Raw genomic sequence first — 22,257 nt, 5'->3', positions numbered from 1 at the left:
AAAGCTCAGCATCCGCTGGGCTTTTTTGCTTTTAACCTTGTGCTGAGGCACCGGATTCGAAATAGCTTTTAAGGATGAGCTCAGCGGCGTAAGCGTCGAAATCCGAGTCTTTAATCTTTTTATAACCACCCATCTCGAACAGGTATTCACGCACTTCAGCAGTGCTCAAACGTTCGTCGTGAGTAAAGGTCGGTAAGCCAAAACGGCCGTGAAGTCGTTTCGCAAACTTCTTTGCCATTAAGGTCACCGGTTGCTCTGTTCCGTCCATGTTTAAAGGCAAACCGACCACAAAGGCATCGACTTGCCATTCTTTGATTAGCGCCTCGACAGACTGCCAGTTGGGCTGGTTATTTTCCGCCTTGAGAACACACAATGCTTGGGTTGTACCGAGTGTTTGTTGACCTGTCGCAACGCCAATTCGCTTTTCCCCGAAATCGAAGCCAAGGTAACGTACTAAGGTCTTCTTCTCTTTCGGGTAATCAGGCATGGCCACTTTGTTCAGTTAGCTGCGTCCAGTCAATGCCCAGTAGCTTGGTTGCTTTCTGCCAACGGTGCTGTGGTGCTGTGTGGAAAATAATGTCTTTATTGGCTGGCGCGATAAGCCACGAGTTTTCTTTAATCTCTTGCTCAAGTTGGCCTTTGTCCCATCCTGAGTAACCGAGAGCAATCACAGCCTCTTCGGGACCTTCTCGATTCGCAATGGCGGCTAAAATATCCTCAGACGTGGATAAAGCGATGTCATCGCTGATGGTCATGCTTGAATCCCAGTTGCCGAGAGGGCTATGAAGAATAAAGCCTCGCTCCTTATCGACTGGGCCTCCCGCAAGTAACGCATTATCTAACACTTCTTGGTTAGTGCTGGAGATTTTTAGATGATCGAATAACTCATGATAGGTCGCTTCAAGCGGTAGGCTCAACATAATACCTAGCGCACCTTCTTCCGAATGTTCACAGATGTAGGTCACGCTTCGAGAGAAGAATGAGTCTTCGAGTGAAGGCATTGCGATCAACATGTGATCGGCCAAAGAATGAATAGATTCCATGATCAAATTATATCAGTTTTACAGTGAGTGTCTTAGTCTTGTTATCGATATTAGGGCTTTTTCTCGAAATTCCAGAGACGGACGATTTCTAAGATATCCGTAGTCTCACGAATGGAGTCGGGTAGTGGTTCAAAAGGTGCTGACAGCCGAACAATTTGCAAGGCCGCCTGATCCAAAACGTCTTTACCTGAGGACTCTAGGATTTCTACGCTAACCAGCTCTCCTGTTTTGTTAATGGCGACCTTAAGCTTTAGATTGCCATAAATCCCCAAGCGATTGGCTTGTTCAGGGTAGTGAAGATTACCTACTTGTTCGATCTTACGACGCCAAGTTTCTAAATAAGCCGCATCAGCTGGCGACTGTTTAATCGCTGCAGAAATTTGACGGGTGCGCGTCCCGCGAGTTTGAAGTTTGTCTGTTGCATCTTGCTCAAGGTTGCGTTTTTTCAAATCCTCTGGAGGAGGGCTGACAATCGTCGGTAGATCCAGATCGGTCAGTGATTTTTCTGCATCGTCGCTGGTGGAAGCGCTCCAGTCAGCATTGATGCTTGCCACAAAGTCTAACTTCTGCTGCTTTTGAGTGGGCTTTGGTAAAACTTCAAGCGATGGTGTAGTTGTCTCGCCTTCGGTGTTCTTGAAGTGCTCCAGTTGCGTGGTTGGGCGGTTCGCTTCAGTAGCATCACCAGCGCCTTCCTGGTTTTTCTGGCCAATAAAATCAGCTTCTTCAGGTGCTTTGAGACTTTCGCGTTGGGCTAAAGTGACGTCAAGCGACAAAGGGATTTGGCTCGGCTTAGTTTCTGGTAGGGTGAAACGAATACCGAGTAGGACGATTAGGTGGAAACAAACCGCCATGAATAAGGTGAACTTTAAGCGATCCCCAGACTTGATCGGGGATACTTTTAATGTCACGGCGTCTTTAGAACGCGTCTGAGGTTGAGTTGCAACTTGATTCATGGAGTAATGTTATCGCTAAGCCTTAAGTTATACCGCGAGTTGTTGTTCTAATGCGATAAACAGTTTCTCGCCAATATTAATATGATATTCGTTTTCTAATTCTCGCATACAAGTTGGGCTAGTAACGTTAATTTCTGTCACATAACGGCCAATGACATCCAGTCCGACAAATAACAAGCCACGTTTAACGAGTTCAGGCGCAATAGCTTCGGCAATGGTTTTTTCCTCATCGGTGATAGGCATAGGAACGCCACTGCCGCCAGCAGCTAAATTACCCCGAGTTTCACCTTTGGAAGGAATGCGTGCCAAAGTATAAGGAATGACTTCACCATTGACGATCAACACGCGCTTATCGCCCGCAGTAATCTCAGGGATAAACTGTTGCGCCATGGCTAAGTTTTGCCCATGTTCGGTCAGAGTTTCGATAATAACGGACAAATTAGGGTCATCAGCTTTTGCTCTAAAGATGGAGGCCCCGCCCATGCCGTCGAGAGGTTTCAGGATGACATCACCAATCTCTTTAGCAAAAGCTTTGAGTTTTTCTGAGTTAGCACTGACTAACGTTCTCGGCGTATGTTCAGGGAACCACGCGGTAAACAGTTTTTCGTTGCAGTCGCGTAGGCTTGCAGGATCATTGACGACCAAAGCGCCTTGTTTCTGAGCCAGCTCAAGCAAGTAGGTGCTGTAGATATAGTTCATATTGAACGGCGGGTCTTTGCGCATCAAAATAGCTGAAAAGTCGCCACAATCGACTTCGACTGGTTCAGCATCAAGGTAGCGGAACCAATCTTTTGGGTTATCCTCAAGCGCCACACGCTGACACGAAGCAAAGACTTTGCCCTTGGCTAGATAAAGATCTTGCGGTTGGCAATAGTGAACGTGCCAGTCACGACGCTGGGCTTCTAACATTAATGCAAAAGTGGTGTCTTTTTTGGTTTTGATGGAGACGATGGGATCCATCACCACAAGCACGGAATGAGGCATATCGATAAATATTCGTTATTTTGTATTAAATTACCATGATATTGTCATAAGCTAAATACATAATATTCAGAGAAAAAGCTTGCAAGCAAATGGCAAGCGCTTTAGTCTGGATTTGTGATCTACTTTGCGACTTTACTACTTTTGTGGTAAAAGGTAGCTATAAAGTTAAAAAACAGTTGAAGAAAGGTCGCTAACTTATTATTAAATAGTGGATTTTCACTATTCATAGGTAACCAGTAGATGAGTGATTTATTTAATGGATTGAAAGTGATGGTGGTGGACGATAGTAAAACCATCCGACGCACCGCGGAGACACTTTTAAAGAAGCAAGGCTGTGACGTAATGACAGGGGTTGATGGTTATGATGCCCTCTCAAAAATTGCAGATTACAAGCCAGATATCATTTTTATTGATATAATGATGCCAAGGCTCGATGGGTATCAAACCTGCGCCTTGGTCAAGAGTAACCAAGCTTTCAAGAAAACCCCAATAATAATGCTTTCCAGTAAAGATGGGGTGTTCGATAAGGCGAAAGGCCGAGTTGTAGGTTCGGATAATTATTTAACTAAACCTTTCAGCCGTGACGAATTATTAAATGCTATTTCCACGCAACTCGACGGTAATGCTGCAACCGCCGTTTAGTTGATCGTGTATTGTTATTAAAGAGAGGTAGAAAAAATGGCGCGTGTACTGATAGTTGACGATTCTCCAGCAGAAGCGCACAGTCTGACCAAAATTCTAGAGAAGAATGGTCATCAGGTAATTACAGCCCCAGATGGTGAGTCTGGTATCGCATCAGCGAAAGCAAATACACCAGATTTAATTTTGATGGACGTCGTAATGCCAGGCCTTAATGGCTTCCAAGCGACTCGTCAGCTGAAGAAAGATTCTAGCACTTCAGCCATTCCAATCATCATTGTCTCCACTAAGTCGCAAGCGACTGACCGCGTATGGGGAATGCGCCAAGGAGCCAATGATTATATTACTAAACCAGTGGATGAGTCGGCCTTAGTCGAATCGATTAATAACGTATTGGGATCATAATCACTTATGCCTGAAACACACATGAGCAGTGTTGTCCAACTACTCGACGATATTCGTCAACGTGGACAGGATCATAAGGACTCATTGCCTCAGCGTGATGTTCGAGGCGAAGCCTTTTGGAGTGGGATTGGTTTTAGCCTGAACGGAATCAATTACATCGTACCTATTGATGAAATTGTCGAACTGATTCCCGTTCCACAAACAACGAAAGTGCCAGGCACCAAGTCTTGGCATAAAGGCGTCGCGAATCTTCGCGGTGTCTTACTTTCGTTAGTTGATTTACAAGAATATCTCGGGCGTTCAAGCTCACGAAGCATCCTTAAACAACGTGTTTTAGTTATTGACCAAGATGGATCTTACTTAGGACTCGTTGTAGATGAAATTCGTGGCCTGCATCATTTTGATGAAGATGAGCAGGTTGAAAAAGGTTTGACCGCTGACGCTGTATTAGCGCCTTACATTATTGGTGCTTTTGAGCGGGAAGGAGAGTTATGGCGTATCTTTGGTATAAAAGAGCTATTCGAAAGCCCTGAATTCCATCAAGTCGCCGTTTAATTTTTACAACAATATGAAGTCAAGAAGTCTCGGGAGCAACCTATGAGTGAGACCACAAAAAACAGGAAAAAAGCAGGCCGTTCTGGTATCGGTATCTATGCGTTTCTTTTGGTCGTAATTTTGATTGCGCTAGCGGCGAACGCTGGTTATGGCTTTTTACAAGGTCAGAACCAAAGTAAGCGTATCGAGTTAGCATCGGATATGAAGGTATTGTCGCAGCAGATCGCGACCAACGCCTCAGAGGCCGCACAGGGTACGCAAAGTGCCTTCGGCGATCTGGAGGCTGCGGCGAGGCAGTTTGGGGGTAACCTGCGTGATCTGATCGATGGTGAAACGGTAAGTAACTTACCGCCAGCACCAGCCAATATCTTAAACAATGAACTCGCTGCTCTCGAAGAAAACTGGAATAAAGTTCAACCTCAGACTCAAACGATTCTAGCTAACCGTGAAGTTGTTAACCGCATGTTCACCGCGGCTGATGAGCTTTCTGAGCAGATTCCTACGATGCAACGTAAATACGATAGTGTGATCGATATTCTGCTGGATAACCGAGCGAATGCAGAAGAGGTTCACCAAGCGACTCGCCAAAAGTGGTTGGCGGAGCGTATCTCATCAGGCATGCAGAAAGTACTGCGTGGCGGTGAAGAAGCTGAAATCGCTGCTGAGGACTTTGGGCAAGACGTGGGAACCTTCGGTGTATACCTTGAAGGTCAGTTGAACGGCGATGAGCTACTAGAAATTCGTCGAGTCACTAACTCAGAAGCCCGTGCGGCGTTAGAATCTATCGTTGATGACTATCAGAGCGTTAATGAAAAAGTAGATTACATTGTATTTAGTACACCGAAACTTTTCGAGGTACAGAACTCGTCAGATAACGTATTTGCAAACGCACAAGCACTACTTGCAACGACAAGTGCTGTAGAAGAAGCGTTTGCAGGCTTATCAACCAGTTTTACTGAGTTTGGTAGCGTATACATTTCTGCGGCGTTGTTCGGTTTAATTATTCTGTTATTGATTGCGATGTACTTGTCGCAACGTAAAGCTGAGAAGAAACGTCTGCAAGAGTCAGAAATTGCTGCAGAGCGCGAAAAAGAAGAAAACGCACAGAACCAGGAAGCGATTATTCGACTGCTTGATGAGATTGACAGTCTGGCAGATGGTGACTTGACGGTAAAAGCAACAGTAACCGAGGACTTCACGGGTGCGATTGCTGACTCCTTCAACTTAACCATTGACCAACTCCGTGGTGTGGTAAGTGCGATTAACGAAGCGGTAGACCAAGTATCGAAATCTGCCGAAGAAACGCAGCAAACCTCGACAGCACTAGCTGATGCATCGCGTCAGCAAGCGCAAGAAATTACAGGTGCTTCTGCGGCGATTAACGAAATGGCGGTATCGATTGAGCAGGTATCTGCAAACGCTTCTGAGTCTTCTCAGGTTGCGGAAAAATCGGTGGAAATCGCTAAGAAAGGTGGTGAAGTTGTACGTAACACCATTCGAGGCATGGACACGATTCGTGAGCAGATTCAAGAAACATCGAAACGTATTAAACGTCTAGGTGAGTCGTCACAAGAGATTGGTAACATCGTATCCTTGATTAACGATATTGCTGACCAAACGAACATTCTGGCATTGAACGCGGCGATTCAGGCATCGGCGGCAGGTGAAGCCGGTCGTGGTTTCGCGGTTGTTGCGGATGAGGTACAGCGACTGGCGGAACGTTCTGGTAACGCGACTAAGCAGATTGAAGCACTGGTTAAAACGATTCAGACGGATACCAACGAAGCGGTAATCTCGATGGAAGATACAACCTCAGAGGTTGTTCGTGGTGCTCGCCTAGCGCAAGATGCGGGTGTTGCACTGGAAGAAATTGAGTCAGTATCAACCAACCTGGCGGACTTGATTCAGTCAATTTCGAATGCTGCGAGACAACAGGCAGCGTCAGCTGGTCACGTATCGAATACGATGACGGTTATTCAGGAGATTACGACTCAGACATCTGAAGGTACTCAAGAAACTGCCAAGTCGATTGGTCAGTTGACCTTGTTGTCTGATGAGTTGCGTCGTTCGGTAGCTGGTTTCAAACTGGACTCAACTAACGATGATATCTTCAGTGGTGACGACTCAGGCTTTGAAGAGTTTGGTGAAGAGTTTGATTCTACTGATGACGCTGAAGATCTTGCTGCTACTGGTGAAGAGTCTATTGAAGATAGTGACGATACGTCATTAGAAGACTTCTTAGAGCAAGGCGAAGAATCTAATGATGACTTCGACACTGATGAAGAATTAAAAGATCTATCCGACACAGACAGTGATGACATAGATGACATCTTTAGCGAAGATGAGCTAAAAGACTTCAATGATGACGAAGAAGACTTCTTAAAAGAAATTGATGAGACTTTGGACGGTCTTGATGAGAAAGAGGATGATTCTACTGACGGTGAAAAACCTCGTACATAATAAGGTAGACTCACTTGAGGCAGAACTCACTCACTCATGTTCCTGAGATGAAGTCTGGCAGCTTTAAGCGCTGGCAGACTTTGATCAGACAGTATTCAGGAATTTGGATCCCGACAAATCGCGCACTGTTCTTAAAAACCAGTTTGTTAAGAAGAATTCGTGCGCTAGATTTGTCTGATTATGAAGAGTATTACCAAAAGCTACAGGATAAAAACTGGGCTTCTCTTGAATGGTTTCAGCTAATTGATGCGTTAACCATACATGAAACCAGTTTTTTTCGGCATAAGGAATCCTTCGACTTAGTTCAACATGTTTGCCAACAAAAAATAATACAATCAGCAAATGCTAATAGCGATTGTAATATTCAAATTTGGAGTGTTGGATGTTCGACAGGCGAAGAGCCTTACAGTTTAGCCATAGCATTGGAAGAGTTAGCCTTAGGAAGCTTAAATGAAAAAGGCTTACGGTTCTTTTACGGCATCACAGGCGTTGATATCAGTTATCCAGCCTTAACTGCCGCAAGAAAAGCAATTTATGGAGAGCGAAAAATCCATATGATTGCTCCAGAGATTCGTGAGCGTTATTTTAACCGTCACGACTCGAACCATTGGCGTATAAAAGAAAAACTGCGTAATAGAGTGCTTTATTTGCAGAGTAATTTAAATCAGCTAACGAAAGCACCAAAAAGAAATTACGACGTTATCTATTGCCAGAATGTGCTGATTTACTTCAGACCCGAAGACCGAATCGAGATTTTAAATGAGTTGGTCGAAAGACTGATACCGGGGGGTGTTCTGGTATTGGGGTTGGGCGAAATAATCAACTGGCAACATTCGGAATTGGTTCGAATCGACGAAAAGAATTGTTTGGCATTTCAGCGACAATTATAGCTACAAAAACGGTGTAGGCATGAAAGATAATCAAACAAAAGTAGCTTTTAACTGGGTTAAAGAAGAAGTTGAAACGACTTTGGAACAAGCTCAGCAAGCAATCAATGCATTTGCTGATGACGAGTCAGATAAGACTCAACTTCATTTTTGTGCAAACTGCATGCATCAGATTAGTGGAACGATGCAGATACTGGAGTTTGCAGGAGCCTCGTTACTAGCCCAGGAAATGGAAGCGCTAGCAGAAGCCATCGGCGAAGGAAATGTCGAATCGAATGAAGCTGCCTATGAAGAGTTTCTCTCGGCTGTCATGCGACTTCGTGGTTATCTTGCCCGATATAGCGAAGGAAAGGCTGATCTACCCGTTTTGTTACTTCCGACAATAAACGCAATCAGAACTTGTCGAAAATCAGAGCCTTTAGGCGCTGGTGACTTAATTAAAATTGATGTTGAGGGCGTGGAAGCTCCTCAAGCCCCTGAAGCAACTAAGCTTGGTGGGGATATTGTTGCAGAAGTTAAAACTATGCGCATGAAGTTCCAACAGTCATTGTTGGGCGTGATGCGTGAAGTTGATACGGCTACCAATTTAAAACAAATGGAAGTTGTGACAGGTAAGCTTTGGGGGCTTGGAGAGAGAGTCCCTTATAACACCTTATGGTGGGTAGCAACTGTATTCTTAAGTCATGTAGAGCCTCTACTGGGTGAACAGAAAAACTCAATCAAAGGATTATTTGGTCAGCTAGACCGTAGGATTCGTGAATTAATTGAGCAGAACGTTAATCAAGAAGGTGAAAGAAAACTTCTGGCTAACATGCTGTTTTATATAGCACAGCTGGACAGCGAGGATGAAGCGGTAAGAGAAGTACAATCACGCTTTAAACTCAATCAGTTGCTAGAATCGCTTGGTGACTTTGAGGCAGAAACTGAGCAGCTACAAGCGCCAGGTGCGGAAAGTTTGCGAATTGCGCTAGGCGTTATCAGCCAAGACTTATCAGAAATTAAAGAGTCACTGGATCTGTACATTCGTACAAAGTCCCAAGACGATGAACCACTTGAAGAAATGTTGCCTGTTATGCGGAAAATTTCCGATACGCTAGCAATGTTAGGCTTAAATGAGTCGCGCGAAATCGTCGAGCAAAAGATGAAAGCGGTTTCTGACTTAGTCGACGGTACCCAAACCGATCGTCATCAAGGTTTAGTTTCGATCGCAGAGACGGTGCTTAAACTTGAAGATTATATCCAGCGTGCCCAATCGATGGATAGCCATCAGCTTGCCCGTGAAACCAAGGGTTCTGATATTGATGATTCGCTGCAATTAGTCAATGCGCGTTATCAGCTGGTACAGGAAAGCCGAGGCAACCTGTATAAAGTGAAAGATTCGATTACTGACTATCTTGACGAAAGTCACAACATTCGACGTTTGGAGCGTGTACCTGAGTTGTTATCTGACGTTGAGGGAGCGCTTAGCTTTGCTCAGCTAGATAGCTTGTTAGAAGTGGTGCAAAAAACCAACCGCTTTATTAGCAAGTACTTGATTAGTGAGAAAGTTGTATTAAGTGATCGCGAAGTAGAAACTCTGGCGGATGCCTTGAGTTCCGTAGATTATTACCTTGAAGGGTTAATGTCTTCCGGTTTACACGGATTGCCTATTGTCTTGCAGCGCGCTGTGGATAGTATTGAAGAGCTAGAAAATCATTATGGAAGTTTAGAGTCAGACTCACTGCCAGTGCTGGAAGATTCGTTGGATATGCCGGACATTGAAATGGTCGGCACCAAAGAGCCTGAAGAAGACTTGATTGATGATAATTATGGCTCAGGCGATGCAGCAACAGACGACACTGAAAAAACAGTAACAACTTCTGAAGTCGACGACGATGATGATTTAATCGACGATGAAGTTCGTGAGATCTTCATCGAAGAGGCTGATGAAGTACTAGAAGAGATGCACAGCTTATTGCCTGTGTGGAAAAACGATCAGACTAACGAAGATGCGTTGACGACAATTCGCCGAAACTTCCATACCCTGAAAGGTAGCGGAAGGATGGTTGGTGCGACTGACATTGGTGAGTTGAGTTGGTCTGTAGAGAATATGCTTAACCGATTAATCGACAATAGCATTGATTACAGTACACAGTTGATGGACACGGTTGAGTCTGTGGCTAATATTTTACCTGGCATGGTGAAAGATTTTGCTGAAGGGACAACATCTGCATACCCACAAGAGTTAGCGGATAAAGCCGACAAGATTAGTAAAGGTGAGCTGGTTGATACAAGTGAAGCTAGTGAGCCTGTTGAGCAAGAGCAAGAAGAACCCGCTGAGAAGGATGTTGAGGAAACTGTCGCCAGTGAAGACATCGAAGCTGATGAACAAACACCTGAGCAAGAGTTGTTTGAAGTCTTTAAGCAAGAAGCTGACGATCACATTGCCAACCTTGATGCCTTTGCAAGACAGCTTGATCAAGGAATTACACAAAGCCATATCAACGATAACTTATTGCGCTCGCTTCATACTTTAAAAGGCGTGGCGCATATTGCAGACCTTAAGTCGTTAGCAAACGTCATTGATCCTGTAGAAAGCTATTTCCAAGAGCTTAATGCGCGTGGAATTATGGCTGAAAAGGAAGACATGGCTTTGGTCGCACACACCAAAGAATTGCTGCAGCACATTATAGATGCACCAGAAGATGATTCTGTAATTGAAGCTCATGAAGCTGCTTTACTTGAACAGCTTGCGAAGGCAAGAAGCCGATTTGATAGTCGTGAGGATGCTTCCGATGAAGGCCGTGACCCAGAGCTTCTCAAGGATGTATTTAATATTGCAGCGGATGTACTCGCTGATATTGACGCAACTAACTTACATGAAACACCGAAAGAAGAGCGTTCTGATACGGTTGCTAATATTTTAGCCTCCGTTGATCGACTTTCAGGGATTTTAATGGAGTTAGACATTGATGAAATTCAAACTGTAGTTGATAGTTTGAGTGGTGCTTTACAGCGCAATATGGCAGCCCCAGAAATTGATACATCACTGGGGGTGTTACTATCTGAAAGCTACACACAACTAGAAAGTCAGTTTGATTGCCTAGCCGCAAATTTATCAATTCCGGCAGCTAAAGATTTAGTACAAGCCTTAGACACTTGGACTCCAGAGGTTACTTCAGAAGAATCAGAATTTGATTTCCTAGATTTAGAGCTGGATGATCTGGATGCAGATGACGCTTCTGAAGCGACGGAAGAAACAAATGAGTCGGTGGAGCTAGAGAGTGCGGAAGAGTCAAAAGATGAAGAAGTGGAAGATACTGACTCTGGTTTAGAGTTACTTGATGACGCTATATTCGGAGAATCTGAGTCGGATGATATTGATAAAGTTGAGGCTGATGACGCGGAAACAACTGACTCTAAAGATGATGAAGATAGTTCACAAGATCTCGAAACCGAGCTTGATGGGCTTGGACTCGTTGATTGGTCTGATGATACTGCATCAGAAGTTGAAGAAGATACAGTAGATTCTACAGATGAGCTTCACGACCTAGATTGGGAGCTTGATTTAGCAGGGATTGATGTCGAGGATGCTGCGGATAAGCCAGTAACTGAAGAAACTTCTGCAGTAGAGGAAGCTCAAGAAGAAACACCAGAAATTGAACTTACAGATGTGTCGTTGGAAGACGAGGCTATTGAAGTCGACGAGACTGAAGAAACAAGCCTATCAGAAGAGACTGTTACTGAAGATACTGAGCAGTTGGCAAGCGAAGAAGAACTAAGTACTGATGGCGATAATTCGGATGATGAGGTTGCGGACGCTGAAATTGACACAACAGAAGATGATGTTTCAGAGCTCGAAGAGCCGGTAGAGCAAGAAGATGAAGCAGATGTCGAAGAGATTGAGCCACAGGAAGAGCCCGAAGAAGAACTAGAGCAAACTGCCGCTAAACAAACGGCTGATACGGTGAGTCTTGATTTTGAGATGGACGACGAGTTACTAGAAATCTTTACCGAAGAAGCTGAAGAGTTGTTTGACAATGATGCTCAGCTTCTAGAGCAGTGGAAAGATAGACCTTCTGATATTTCACCAATTGGTGAGCTTCAGCGTAACTTGCACACCTTGAAAGGTAGTGCTCGTATGGCAGGCTTTACCCCGATTGGCGACTTAGCTCATGGCTTGGAAGATCTTTACACTGCGATTATGGAGAAGCGAATTACCGCTTCGCCTCAAGCGATTCAGTTAGCGACCAAAGCTGAAGATAAGCTGATGCAGATTTTTGCTGCTAGGAATACTCCTGAGAGTATACCTTCTCCTCAGGATATGCTTGCTGAAATTGATCGCTTTATTGAGATTGAAAAATCGGGTGGCACTGCTACGGTTGAGACAGAAAGTGCCGTTGAGGCCCCTGAAGAACCTGTTGAGGAAGCTTCAAAAACTGAGCCAGCAGAAGTAGCAGAACCAGAACAAACTGAGCAAAAACAAGAAGATGAAATTTGGGAGCAAGAGCTAGTTGACTTGTTCCTCGGAGAAGCACCAGAGTTACTCAGCGGTCTTTATACTGCGGTCGAAAATTGGTCGAGCAACTTCTCCAAAACAGAACCGCTACGAGAGGCTCACCGAAGTCTACATACTCTGAAAGGTGGGGCTAAGCTGGCTCTCATCAAGCCGATTGCTAACATTGCAGACTCTTTAGAAGACTGCGTTGAGCTCTTACAACGTGATGCTCGTGCAGGGGATCAGCGTTGGGCTGAACTATTGAAGACAGGCCATGAGCAGTTAAGTGATATGGTTGAGGCTGTGAAAGATGGCCGAATGCCAGCCACCCCGTATGATTTTGAGCGTCGTCTATCGAACGATCATGATGCGATTAGAGCGCAACTTGATCGCTTAGACAAACGAGATCTTGCAGAGTCTGATGAGCAGGCCGATGTAAATGTAGTATCATTACTTGATCGTCAAAAAGAAAAAGAAGAAGCCGCTAAAGATGCTGCAAGCCGCGATGTTATTCGTGTTCGCTCAGAAATCCTAGATAACCTAGTGAATTTGTCAGGTGAGAGTTCGATTTTCCGCTCACGCCTAGAGCAGCAAGTTGCTGACCTTAATTTCAACTTAGGTGAGATGTCATCGACTGTTGATCGTTTGAGAGATCAGTTGCGTAACTTAGAAATCGAAACGGAAGCGCAAGTCTTATATCGTCGAGAAATTTCAGGTGAATTTGATGACTTCGACCCACTGGAAATGGACCGATATACACGTCAGCAGGAATTAACACGAAGCTTACTAGAAGCCGCGAGTGACTTATTGTCGATTCAAGAAACACTTGAAACGAAAGTTGGTGATGCGGAAGCGACGCTTTTAGCGCAGGGCCGAGTCAATACCGAGTTACAGGATCGTTTGATTCGAACTCGAATGGTTCCGTTCAACAGTATTGAAAGCCGATTACGTCGAATGGTTCGCCAAATTTCGAGCGAGCTTAATAAAGATGTCGATTTGATTCTTACCTCTGAAGGTGAGATGGACCGTACGGTAATTGAGCGTATGGTTGCACCGCTTGACCATATGTTGCGAAACGCAATTGACCACGGTATTGAAAGCAAAGAAGAGCGCAAACGTGCCGGTAAGCCTGCCAAAGGGCAGGTGAAATTGAACCTAAGCCGTCGTGGTAATGAAGTTTATATCGAAATCCAAGACGATGGCGCAGGTATCCGCAAAGATAAAGTTAAAGCACGTGCTGTGGCGCAAGGGATGATCGATGAATCTTACCAGCCTTCTGATCGTGAATTGTATCGTTTGATTTTACAGCCTGGTTTCTCTACCGCTGACAAAGTGACACAGATTTCAGGTCGTGGTGTCGGTATGGACGTGGTCCATAGTGAGATTCTACAGTTGGGTGGTTCATTAAACGTGAACTCAGAAGACGGTCAGGGTACGACTTTAACCGTGCGCCTACCGTTCACTCTATCCTCTAACCAAGCCTTGATGGTAAAAGTGAAAGGTGAGCCTTATGCGATTCCATTGTCGAATATCACAACAGTAGCGCGAGTTAAGGCTGATGAGCTTCTAGAGATTTATCAGAGTAAGAAAGACACATTTGAGCACTTAGGTGAAGAGTTTGAGCTGCGCTACTTGGGCCAAATCTTAGAGCGTAACTCTGAAATCGTTCCACCAGTTGATGACTATGTGCCTGTACTTATTATTCATGGTGAAGGTAAGCCTATTGCTGTGCATGTAGATGAGTTACTGGGTTCTCGTGAGATTATCGTTAAGAACGTTGGTCGTCAGATTTCGACTGTTCCTGGCATTTCTGGAGCGTCGATTACTGGTGACGGTACGGTCGTATTAATCCTTGATATGCAGACTCTAGTTGACCGCTTCCATGAGTGGGATTTTGCTCACGAAGCAGGTCTGGTAGAAGAAGTGATTCAAGAAGACCGCATCCCAACAGTTATGGTTGTGGATGACTCGATTACAGTACGTAAAGTAACAGCACGTCTATTGCAACGTCACCAGTATCAAGTGATGACAGCAAAAGATGGTGTCGATGCGATTACACAGTTGCACGATGATATCCCAGATGTGATGTTGCTGGATATTGAGATGCCTCGCATGGATGGTTTCGAGCTAGCAACTATTATTCGACATGATGACCGTTTGAAACATATTCCTATCATCATGATTACGTCACGCACAGGTGAAAAACACCGTGAGCGTGCTCAGGAAATTGGTGTGAACCAATACTTGGGTAAGCCGTATAATGAAGAAAAGCTGCTTTCGACAATTGAGGAAATGCTGGAACTAGAAGACTAGTTCAGAAGGGACGCCGATGAATACAGTGTTAGTGTTATTAGCAGGCTCGACAGGAGGCCCTGCGGCAGTCAAAGAGTTTATTGATGCCTTGCCGCATGAGTCGCTACCGGTTTGCTTTGTGCTTGGAAATCATATTACTCAAGAGTTTTTACCAAGTCTTGAGTCTATGCTTAATGAGCACCCTTTCATTAACGCTGAGATTATTGACGGTAATAAGCCGATTCTTCCAGGTAAGCTTTATATAGCGCCAATCGACAAGAAGATTAGCTTTAACCCTGAAGGTAGAATTTACCTTTCGGAACAGCCGTGGGATGCGCCGTATGCGCCCAACATCAATCAGATGTTTGAGTCATCACTAGATTTAGCCAACGTGCAAAAGCTAGCGATTGTATTCAGTGGCATGGATGATGATGGCGCTGCCAGTGCAGACAGTCTTGACGACAGCGACGTTGAGATATGGTGCCAGACGCTAGAAACTTGTGTTCAAGCTTCGATGCCTCTGAACATGATGCGCACCGGAAAAGTCATTTATAAAGACAGCCCCAAAGGATTGGCGCGACAATTGTGTGACTTTTTAGAGAGTCACCGTTCACTTGATCAATATGCGTGAGAGATTGCATGACTGAGACAGTTAAAGATGTATACAGCTTTTTAGTACCAATGCTTGAAGATAGCTTGTTGCTACCAAACACCGTGATTGCAGAGATCGTTCCATTTATGAACGTATCGCTGGACGACAATATTGAGACAAGCGATCAGTGGAAAGTCGGTACGGTTGTTTGGCGCAATCAGACTATTCCAGTAATTGCTCTTGAGCGGTTACAAGGCAAGAAAGATTTAGGCGATATTAAGCGTTCACGAATTGCTATCTGCTACACGTTAAACGGTAATGAAGACGTGCCATTTGTCGCCCTGATGGTGCGCGGTATTCCACGTTTGGTACCGGTTGATGACGATAACTCAGAGTTTATTGCTGATGAGATTCAAGGACGAGACGATGGAGTTAAAGCTTGGGTTAATGTCGACGGAAAGAAAGCTTTGATTCCTGATCTAGACTTTATTGAGTCAAAGTTAGTGTCGGCCTAATACTGAAATAACTTACTTAATAAAAAAGCAGCGTTAAAGCTGCTTTTTTACTTTATAGACAAAGAAAAGTGTCTTTATTTGAAGTCACCCCAAAGGGTATTCATTACAGAGACAGCTGCCAAAGCCGAGGTCTCGGTTCTTAACACTCGAGGCCCCAATTGGACGGGGGTAATATTGTTATTCAGCACCTGCTCAATTTCTTTATCACTAAAGCCCCCTTCAGGGCCAACCCACAACCCAATAGAGCCGCTAGGGACTTCTTTAGAGTAGCTTATAAATGATTGCTCTGCTTCAGGGTGAAGAAAAAAGTGTTGTGAGCTATCTGTGTTTGATAGGGCTGAAGTTATATCAATGACCGGATTTAATATAGGTAATGTCGCGCGCCCACATTGTTCACAAGCACTTTGAATCACTTTTTCCCAGTGCTGTACCTTCTTTTCCCAGCGTTTCTGATCGAGCTTAACGCCACAGCGTTCGGTCAATAGCGGTGTAAACTCCTTAATACCGAGCTCTACACCTTTCTGAAGCGTTAAATCCATTTTATCGCCACGAGAGACACCTTGATAGAGATGAATATGCAGCGGAGACTCGACATCTACCGTTGATTGATCCTTAAGGTGAACACCGACTTGGTTACGGTCGATGGTTTCGATGACGCCATGATAATCGGCGCCATCACCATTAAACAGTACAACAGGGTTACCGACTTTTAAGCGCAATACGCGACTTAAATGATTACTCGCTTCGCGATCAAGCTGAAGCAACTGACCCACGTTTAATTCTTCAGCAGTGTAAATACGGGAAACGCGCACGGTAAGCCCTTACTGTTAATTAGTCTTTAGTAGCCAACTGAATGCCTTTCCAAGCGATGTCAGCCAGTTTATCAATTTCTTCCGGCGTAATAACGTATGGTGGCATAAAGTAAACCACGTTACCCAGCGGACGCAATAAAGCACCACGTGACAAAGCATACTCATAAACGCGCATGCCGCGACGCTCTTTCCAGTCGTAACCTTGACGAGTCTTTTTATCTTGAACCATTTCAGCCGCAAGAATCATGCCCGTCTGACGCACTTCAGCGACGTTTGGATGATCCGCGAAGTGAGCGGTTGCTTGCGCCATGTGCTTAGCAAGTTCTTGGTTATTCTCAATAATCGGCTGCTCGCGGAAAATTTTCAGCGTTGCATTAGCGACCGCACAACCAGTGGCATAACCTGTATAGCTGTGAGAGTGTAAGAAAGCTTTCAAGGTTTCATAATCATCGTAAAAAGCCTCGAAAATTTCTTCGCGAGTCATCATCACCGATAAAGGCAAGAAGCCAGCGGTTAAGCCTTTCGATAGACACATAAAGTCAGGTGAGATATCCGCTTGCTCACAAGCGAACAAAGTACCCGTACGACCAAAACCAACCGCAATCTCGTCGGCAATTAAATGCACACCATACTCATCACACAATTTGCGTAATTCGGTTAAGTAGACTGGGTGGTACATACGCATGCCGGTAGCGCACTGAACCAAAGGCTCAAGAATCACCGCGGCAACGGTTTCATGCTTTTCCTCGATTAACTTGCGCATGTGCACAAACTGACGGCGTGAATAATCTTCCCAGCTTTCGCCTTCTTCGCGATAGAAGCAGTCAGGCGAAGGTACCGTCATCACGTCAAACATCATGGTTTCGTAAGGCTCTTTGTAAAGCCCCACGTCTGAAACCGCTAGCGCGCCAGTGGTCTCGCCGTGATAACCGTTTTCTAAGGTCACGAACTGAGTCTTTTCTGGTTTACCTTTAAGTTGCCAGTAGTGAATGCTCATCTTCAGAGCGATTTCGACCGCTGACGAGCCATTTTCACCATAAAACACGCGGTCTAAGCCAGGTGGTGTGATTTTGACGAGATTCTCTGCGAGCTCAATCGCAGGCTCGTGTGTAAAGCCAGAGAAAATAACGTGTTCGAGCTGATCGACTTGATCTTTCATCGCCTGCGCAATGGTTGGATTGGCATGACCAAAGATATTGACCCACCAAGAACTCACCGCATCGATATAACGATTACCATCAAAATCCTCGAGATAAACACCATCGCCTTTCTTGATCGGCGTCATAGGGTATTTCTCGTAGTCTTTCATCTGACTACATGGATGCCATAAAACGGCCAGATCGCGCTCTTTCAGACTTGCGTTATTCATAAAGTAAATCTTGTGATTGAATCAATCGTGGCGCTATTATCGCGTATTTGAGAGGAAGTCTCAAAGGCTGAGGGTAGTTCGTGGTGTTCATTTCTTTGTCCGAACAAAGAAACGAACCAAAGAAAGTCGCCCCCAATATTTAGGCCAAGCAAGCTTGGCTTCCCTTTCAGTTCCTAAGCCATTATACGCACCGTGAAATACAGTCCATCCTTGGCCTGAATTTCACTATTCAAATCATCCACGATTTGAATTGCTTTGTCTTAGTCACTGAAGGCTAAATATTACGGGGTATTTGGTGCAAGTATGTTGAGTTACGTGGCCTCGAGTAGCCCTAAGGCGTATTCGAGGGAAATTAACCTCGAAATCACATACGTTCTTTCGAGGCTACGCTTGCTTTATATATTGAATAAACAAGTTGTAAAATACATATGCTCCAACGATTAGAAAAAGAAATGCATATATAAATTTTGAACCCCTGTATAAACTTAGACAAAAATTAAGTAATTTAGTAAGCACTTTGTAATACTTTCGGTGCTCAGGATGTTTATCTAATTTGGTTTGAATTTTAGATCGCCTTTCCTTCCATTTTTCTACATACTCTTTTAAGGACATCCTCCGTACGCCAACGTCGAAAAACGCAAAAAATCCACGCGGGACTTTAGGAGTTTTTTTCCATGTGTAGTGGAAAGAATCTAGGGCTACTTGAGCGAATCGGACAAATAAGGCTATAAAGTAATAACCTACAATAGGAGCGATTACAACTATTAATGCTCCGCCTACTAATTTTGCCCAATCTAGTTCTGTTAAAGATTTTGGGTCGCCGCCAAAATACAGGATAGAAACAGCAAACACTGCAATTAAAATAAGTATTAGATCCCTACCAAGGGAGACGACAGTTTGTACAAAAGCAATATTTTTTCTAAATTCTTCGTTCATTGGTTTATATCCTTAACACCAACATAAAGGGCAGACTGGAGCAACGCGTAAGGAGGTCCAGCGGAACGTAGTGGAGCAATTTTTGATGTCCTTGTTATGCATATTCTTGGCGTAATTCATTAATTACGGATTTTAACTGCCCACCATTAAAGCTTGCAGTGCAACCGCAAGAGGCGCACACGAATGGCAAACAGCTTTCTAGCGCAAACATGCCTCCATTGCATTTTAAGCAATATACAGCATCTTCAAATTTACCAGAGGGCATCCGTTTAAATTTAGCACCCTTATAATCTATGAATTCTGATTTTACTATTTGTGCTTCCACTTGCTTTTTTAAGGACTCTACTTTCTTACGAAGAAATTCGTTCTCTTTTTCAGAATTAATGAGCTTTGCTTCTAGGGCTTCGTATTTATCATTAACAAGCTCAAGCCTCTCCTTAAGAATCGTCGATGACCCATGTTCGTTAATTAGCTTTTCAATAATTGATAGCACCAAGATCTCCTTATGCATAAAATTTTATTATACGAATTCGCTCGTAACACTTTATTGTTATTGATGTTTTTTTACAAGTGCCTATTTCTAGACAGTTAGAGGGTTATCGAACCTTCAGACCGCTATATCCAGTATATTTTAGCCGTAAAAAAGCCGGCGAATGCCGGCTTTCTTACATCACAGAACTGTGATTAATAACGATAGTGTTCAGGCTTGTATGGGCCTTCGACTTCAACGTTGATGTAAGCTGCTTGCTTGTCGGTTAGCGTGGTTAAACGCGCGCCGATACGCTCTAGGTGTAGCTTGGCAACTTTTTCATCTAGGTGTTTCGGTAGGATGTAAACGTCGTTGTCGTATTTGTCACCATTTTTCCAAAGTTCGATTTGCGCTAGAACTTGGTTAGTGAAGGAGTTCGACATTACGAAGCTTGGGTGGCCTGTGGCACAACCAAGGTTTACCAGACGACCTTTTGCTAACAAGGTAATACGCTTACCGTCAGGGAATACGACTTGGTCAACTTGGTCTTTAATGTTGATCCATTCGTAGTCTTCTAAACTCGCGATATTGATTTCGTTATCGAAGTGACCAATGTTACAAACGATCGCTTGGTCTTTCATGCGCTCCATGTGCTCATGGCGGATGATGTCGTAGTTACCTGTTGCTGTTACGAAAATATCTGCTTGCTCAACAATGTTTGGATCTTCTAGGTCTACCACACGGTAGCCTTCCATCGCTGCTTGAAGCGCACAAATCGGGTCGATTTCAGTGACCCAAACGGTTGCGCCAAGGCCTCGAAGCGATTGCGCAGAACCTTTACCCACGTCACCGTAACCACAAACGATAGCGACTTTACCTGCGATCATCACGTCAGTTGCACGCTTGATACCGTCAACCAACGATTCGCGGCAGCCGTACAAGTTATCGAACTTAGATTTAGTCACTGAGTCGTTAACGTTAATAGCTGGGAACGGTAGCTCGCCTGATTTTTTCATTTGGTAAAGACGCGCTACGCCAGTAGTCGTTTCTTCAGTCACGCCTTGAATTTCAGCAAGCGTGCGCGAGTAGAAAGTATCGTCTTCGGCAAGCTTAGCTTTAATTGACTTAAATAAAGCAACTTCTTCTTCGCTACCTGGGTTATCCAATACGCTGATGTCTTTTTCAGCACGGCTACCTAGGATAAGAAGCATGGTCGCATCGCCACCATCATCTAGGATCATGTTTGGAGAACCGCCGTCACCCCATTTCATGATGCGGTGCGTGTAGTCCCAGTATTCGTCTAGCGTTTCGCCTTTATATGCGAACACAGGAATACCTTGGTCAGCCATCGCTGCTGCAGCGTGATCTTGCGTTGAGTAGATATTACAAGAAACCCAACGTACCTCGGCTCCAAGCGCGATGAGTGTTTCCATTAACATGGCGGTTTGAATCGTCATGTGCAATGAACCAGCGATACGCGCGCCTTTCAGTGGCTGCTCGCCTTCGTATTCTTCACGAATTTGCATCAAGCCTGGCATTTCGCTTTTTGCCATTTCGATTTCTTTGTGGCCCCATGAAGCGAGGCTAATATCTTTTACAATGTAATCTGTCATGTTGTTCCCAATAATTGGTTACGTGTATTTAAAAATAAAATCTATAGACCAGCGGCAGCTTTAAGCGCTTCGGCTTTGTCAGTGCGTTCCCACGTGAAAGTGTCTTCAGTGCGACCGAAGTGACCGTAAGCTGCTGTTGGTTTGTAAATAGGGTGCAATAAATCCAGCATTTGGATTAAGCCGCGTGGACGTAAGTCGAAGTGCTCACGAACCAGCTGAACTAATTTGTCTTCGCTGATTTTGCCTGTGCCAAATGTGTTGACGCTGATCGACGTTGGCTCGGCAACACCAATCGCGTAAGACACTTGAATCTCACATCGTTCTGCTAGACCTGCGGCAACAATGTTTTTCGCGACGTAACGGCCAGCGTATGCTGCGCTACGGTCTACTTTTGAAGGGTCTTTACCTGAGAAAGCACCTCCACCGTGACGTGCCATACCGCCATAAGTATCGACGATAATTTTACGGCCAGTTAAACCACAATCGCCCATTGGGCCACCGATTTCGAATTTACCGGTTGGATTAACGAAGTATTTCGTGTCGCCAGTCACCCACTCAGCAGGTAATACCGGTTTGATGATTTCTTCGATTACCGCTTCCTGTAAGTCTTTCTGTGTAATGTCTGGCGTGTGCTGTGTTGATAAAACAACGGCATCAATGCCTACAGGCTTGTCGTCTTCATAGCGGAAGGTCAGCTGACTTTTGGCATCTGGGCGTAGCCACTTTAAGCTCCCGTTCTTACGCAATTGCGCTTGGCGCTCTACTAAGCGGTGTGAGTATGTGATTGGAGCTGGCATTAAAACGTCAGTTTCATTGCTGGCGTAACCAAACATTAAACCTTGGTCTCCCGCGCCTTGAGCGTCTGGATCGTCGCGATCAACGCCTTGCGCGATATCTGGGCTTTGTTTACCAATAGCGTTCAATACGGCACATGAGCTAAAGTCGAAGCCCATATCGGAACCTGTGTAACCGATATCTTCAATGGTTTTACGGGCGATTCCTTCGATATCGACCCAAGCAGTGGTTGCGACTTCGCCAGCGACGATTACCATGCCGGTTTTGACCATTGTCTCAACGGCAACACGCGCATTTGTGTCTTGCTCAAGAATGGCATCAAGCACAGCGTCAGAAATTTGGTCAGCGATTTTATCTGGATGGCCTTCTGAAACAGACTCAGAAGTAAAGACGGAATAATTGCTCATTGTGTAACTAATACCTTAATTTGTGTGGGATACACTTACAAAAAGGCCGCCAAG

18 protein-coding genes are annotated in these 22,257 nt (G+C 44.6%); 8 read left to right on the top strand and 10 right to left on the bottom strand.

Features of this window, described 5'->3' with window-relative positions; genetic code table 11:
- Window positions 1-31: 31 nt before the first annotated feature.
- The 4 genes from ruvX to gshB all read right to left on the bottom strand — a co-directional run bounded on the left by ruvX (window position 32) and on the right by gshB (window position 2,980).
- Complete coding sequence (ruvX, locus tag KFK88_RS00865) at window positions 32-487, bottom strand: Holliday junction resolvase RuvX (RefSeq protein ID WP_223576766.1); 456 nt, start codon at window positions 485-487, stop codon at window positions 32-34.
- Window positions 480-1,013, bottom strand: coding sequence for a YqgE/AlgH family protein (locus KFK88_RS00860; protein WP_223576765.1), 534 nt, complete (start codon window positions 1,011-1,013; stop codon window positions 480-482). Before KFK88_RS00860 ends, ruvX begins: the two co-directional genes overlap by 8 nt.
- 80 nt (window positions 1,014-1,093) lie before the next feature.
- Window positions 1,094-1,996: an energy transducer TonB gene (locus KFK88_RS00855; protein WP_223576764.1), complete on the bottom strand. Its 903-nt coding sequence runs from the start codon at window positions 1,994-1,996 to the stop codon at window positions 1,094-1,096.
- 27 nt (window positions 1,997-2,023) lie between these two features.
- Entirely contained in the window at window positions 2,024-2,980 is a 957-nt protein-coding gene (gshB, locus tag KFK88_RS00850) for a glutathione synthase (protein WP_223576763.1), read from the bottom strand.
- Between the two features lie 240 nt (window positions 2,981-3,220).
- Between gshB and pilG the strand changes: the two genes are divergently transcribed.
- From pilG to KFK88_RS00810, 8 genes are read left to right on the top strand one after another with little or no spacing between them, the layout of a single operon-like run.
- Window positions 3,221-3,622 carry a twitching motility response regulator PilG gene (gene pilG, locus KFK88_RS00845; protein ID WP_223576762.1) on the top strand — a complete coding sequence of 134 codons (402 nt, stop codon included), beginning with the start codon at window positions 3,221-3,223 and terminating at the stop codon, window positions 3,620-3,622.
- Between the two features lie 36 nt (window positions 3,623-3,658).
- Window positions 3,659-4,024: a response regulator transcription factor gene (locus KFK88_RS00840; RefSeq protein WP_046562043.1), complete on the top strand. Its 366-nt coding sequence runs from the start codon at window positions 3,659-3,661 to the stop codon at window positions 4,022-4,024.
- A 6-nt stretch (window positions 4,025-4,030) separates the two neighbouring features.
- Window positions 4,031-4,579, top strand: coding sequence for a chemotaxis protein CheW (locus KFK88_RS00835; protein ID WP_223576761.1), 549 nt, complete (start codon window positions 4,031-4,033; stop codon window positions 4,577-4,579).
- Between the two features lie 42 nt (window positions 4,580-4,621).
- Window positions 4,622-7,039 (top strand): methyl-accepting chemotaxis protein, encoded by a 2,418-nt coding sequence (locus KFK88_RS00830; protein ID WP_223576760.1) that lies wholly within the window; start codon window positions 4,622-4,624, stop codon window positions 7,037-7,039.
- 14 nt (window positions 7,040-7,053) lie between these two features.
- On the top strand, window positions 7,054-7,929 hold the full coding sequence (locus tag KFK88_RS00825; protein ID WP_223576759.1) for a CheR family methyltransferase: 876 nt from the start codon (window positions 7,054-7,056) through the stop codon (window positions 7,927-7,929).
- 19 nt (window positions 7,930-7,948) lie between these two features.
- Window positions 7,949-14,716, top strand: a complete 6,768-nt coding sequence (locus KFK88_RS00820) for an Hpt domain-containing protein (protein WP_223576758.1) — start codon at window positions 7,949-7,951, stop codon at window positions 14,714-14,716.
- A 16-nt stretch (window positions 14,717-14,732) separates the two neighbouring features.
- Window positions 14,733-15,326: a chemotaxis protein CheB gene (locus KFK88_RS00815; protein WP_223576757.1), complete on the top strand. Its 594-nt coding sequence runs from the start codon at window positions 14,733-14,735 to the stop codon at window positions 15,324-15,326.
- An 8-nt stretch (window positions 15,327-15,334) separates the two neighbouring features.
- Complete coding sequence (locus KFK88_RS00810; protein WP_223576756.1) at window positions 15,335-15,802, top strand: chemotaxis protein CheW; 468 nt, start codon at window positions 15,335-15,337, stop codon at window positions 15,800-15,802.
- Between the two features lie 74 nt (window positions 15,803-15,876).
- Here the strand turns inward: KFK88_RS00810 and KFK88_RS00805 are convergent, their stop codons facing one another.
- The 6 genes from KFK88_RS00805 to metK all read right to left on the bottom strand — a co-directional run bounded on the left by KFK88_RS00805 (window position 15,877) and on the right by metK (window position 22,203).
- On the bottom strand, window positions 15,877-16,614 hold the full coding sequence (locus KFK88_RS00805; RefSeq protein WP_223576755.1) for a 16S rRNA (uracil(1498)-N(3))-methyltransferase: 738 nt from the start codon (window positions 16,612-16,614) through the stop codon (window positions 15,877-15,879).
- A gap of 19 nt (window positions 16,615-16,633) precedes the next feature.
- Window positions 16,634-17,983: an adenosylmethionine--8-amino-7-oxononanoate transaminase gene (locus KFK88_RS00800; RefSeq protein ID WP_223576754.1), complete on the bottom strand. Its 1,350-nt coding sequence runs from the start codon at window positions 17,981-17,983 to the stop codon at window positions 16,634-16,636.
- Between the two features lie 384 nt (window positions 17,984-18,367).
- A complete protein-coding gene (locus tag KFK88_RS00795) occupies window positions 18,368-18,919 on the bottom strand; it encodes a hypothetical protein (protein ID WP_223576753.1) in 552 nt (183 codons plus the stop codon).
- Window positions 18,920-19,013: 94 nt separating this feature from the next.
- A complete protein-coding gene (locus KFK88_RS00790) occupies window positions 19,014-19,412 on the bottom strand; it encodes a hypothetical protein (protein ID WP_223576752.1) in 399 nt (132 codons plus the stop codon).
- A gap of 191 nt (window positions 19,413-19,603) precedes the next feature.
- Complete coding sequence (gene ahcY, locus KFK88_RS00785) at window positions 19,604-21,001, bottom strand: adenosylhomocysteinase (protein WP_223576751.1); 1,398 nt, start codon at window positions 20,999-21,001, stop codon at window positions 19,604-19,606.
- Between the two features lie 41 nt (window positions 21,002-21,042).
- Window positions 21,043-22,203 carry a methionine adenosyltransferase gene (gene metK / locus KFK88_RS00780; protein WP_223576750.1) on the bottom strand — a complete coding sequence of 387 codons (1,161 nt, stop codon included), beginning with the start codon at window positions 22,201-22,203 and terminating at the stop codon, window positions 21,043-21,045.
- Window positions 22,204-22,257 lie beyond the last annotated feature (54 nt).

The organism is Kangiella taiwanensis (assembly GCF_020005165.1).
Classification (GTDB): domain Bacteria; phylum Pseudomonadota; class Gammaproteobacteria; order Enterobacterales; family Kangiellaceae; genus Kangiella; species Kangiella taiwanensis.
Note: the sequence above shows the minus strand (reverse complement) of the source record. Positions and strands in the feature narration are given on the sequence as shown.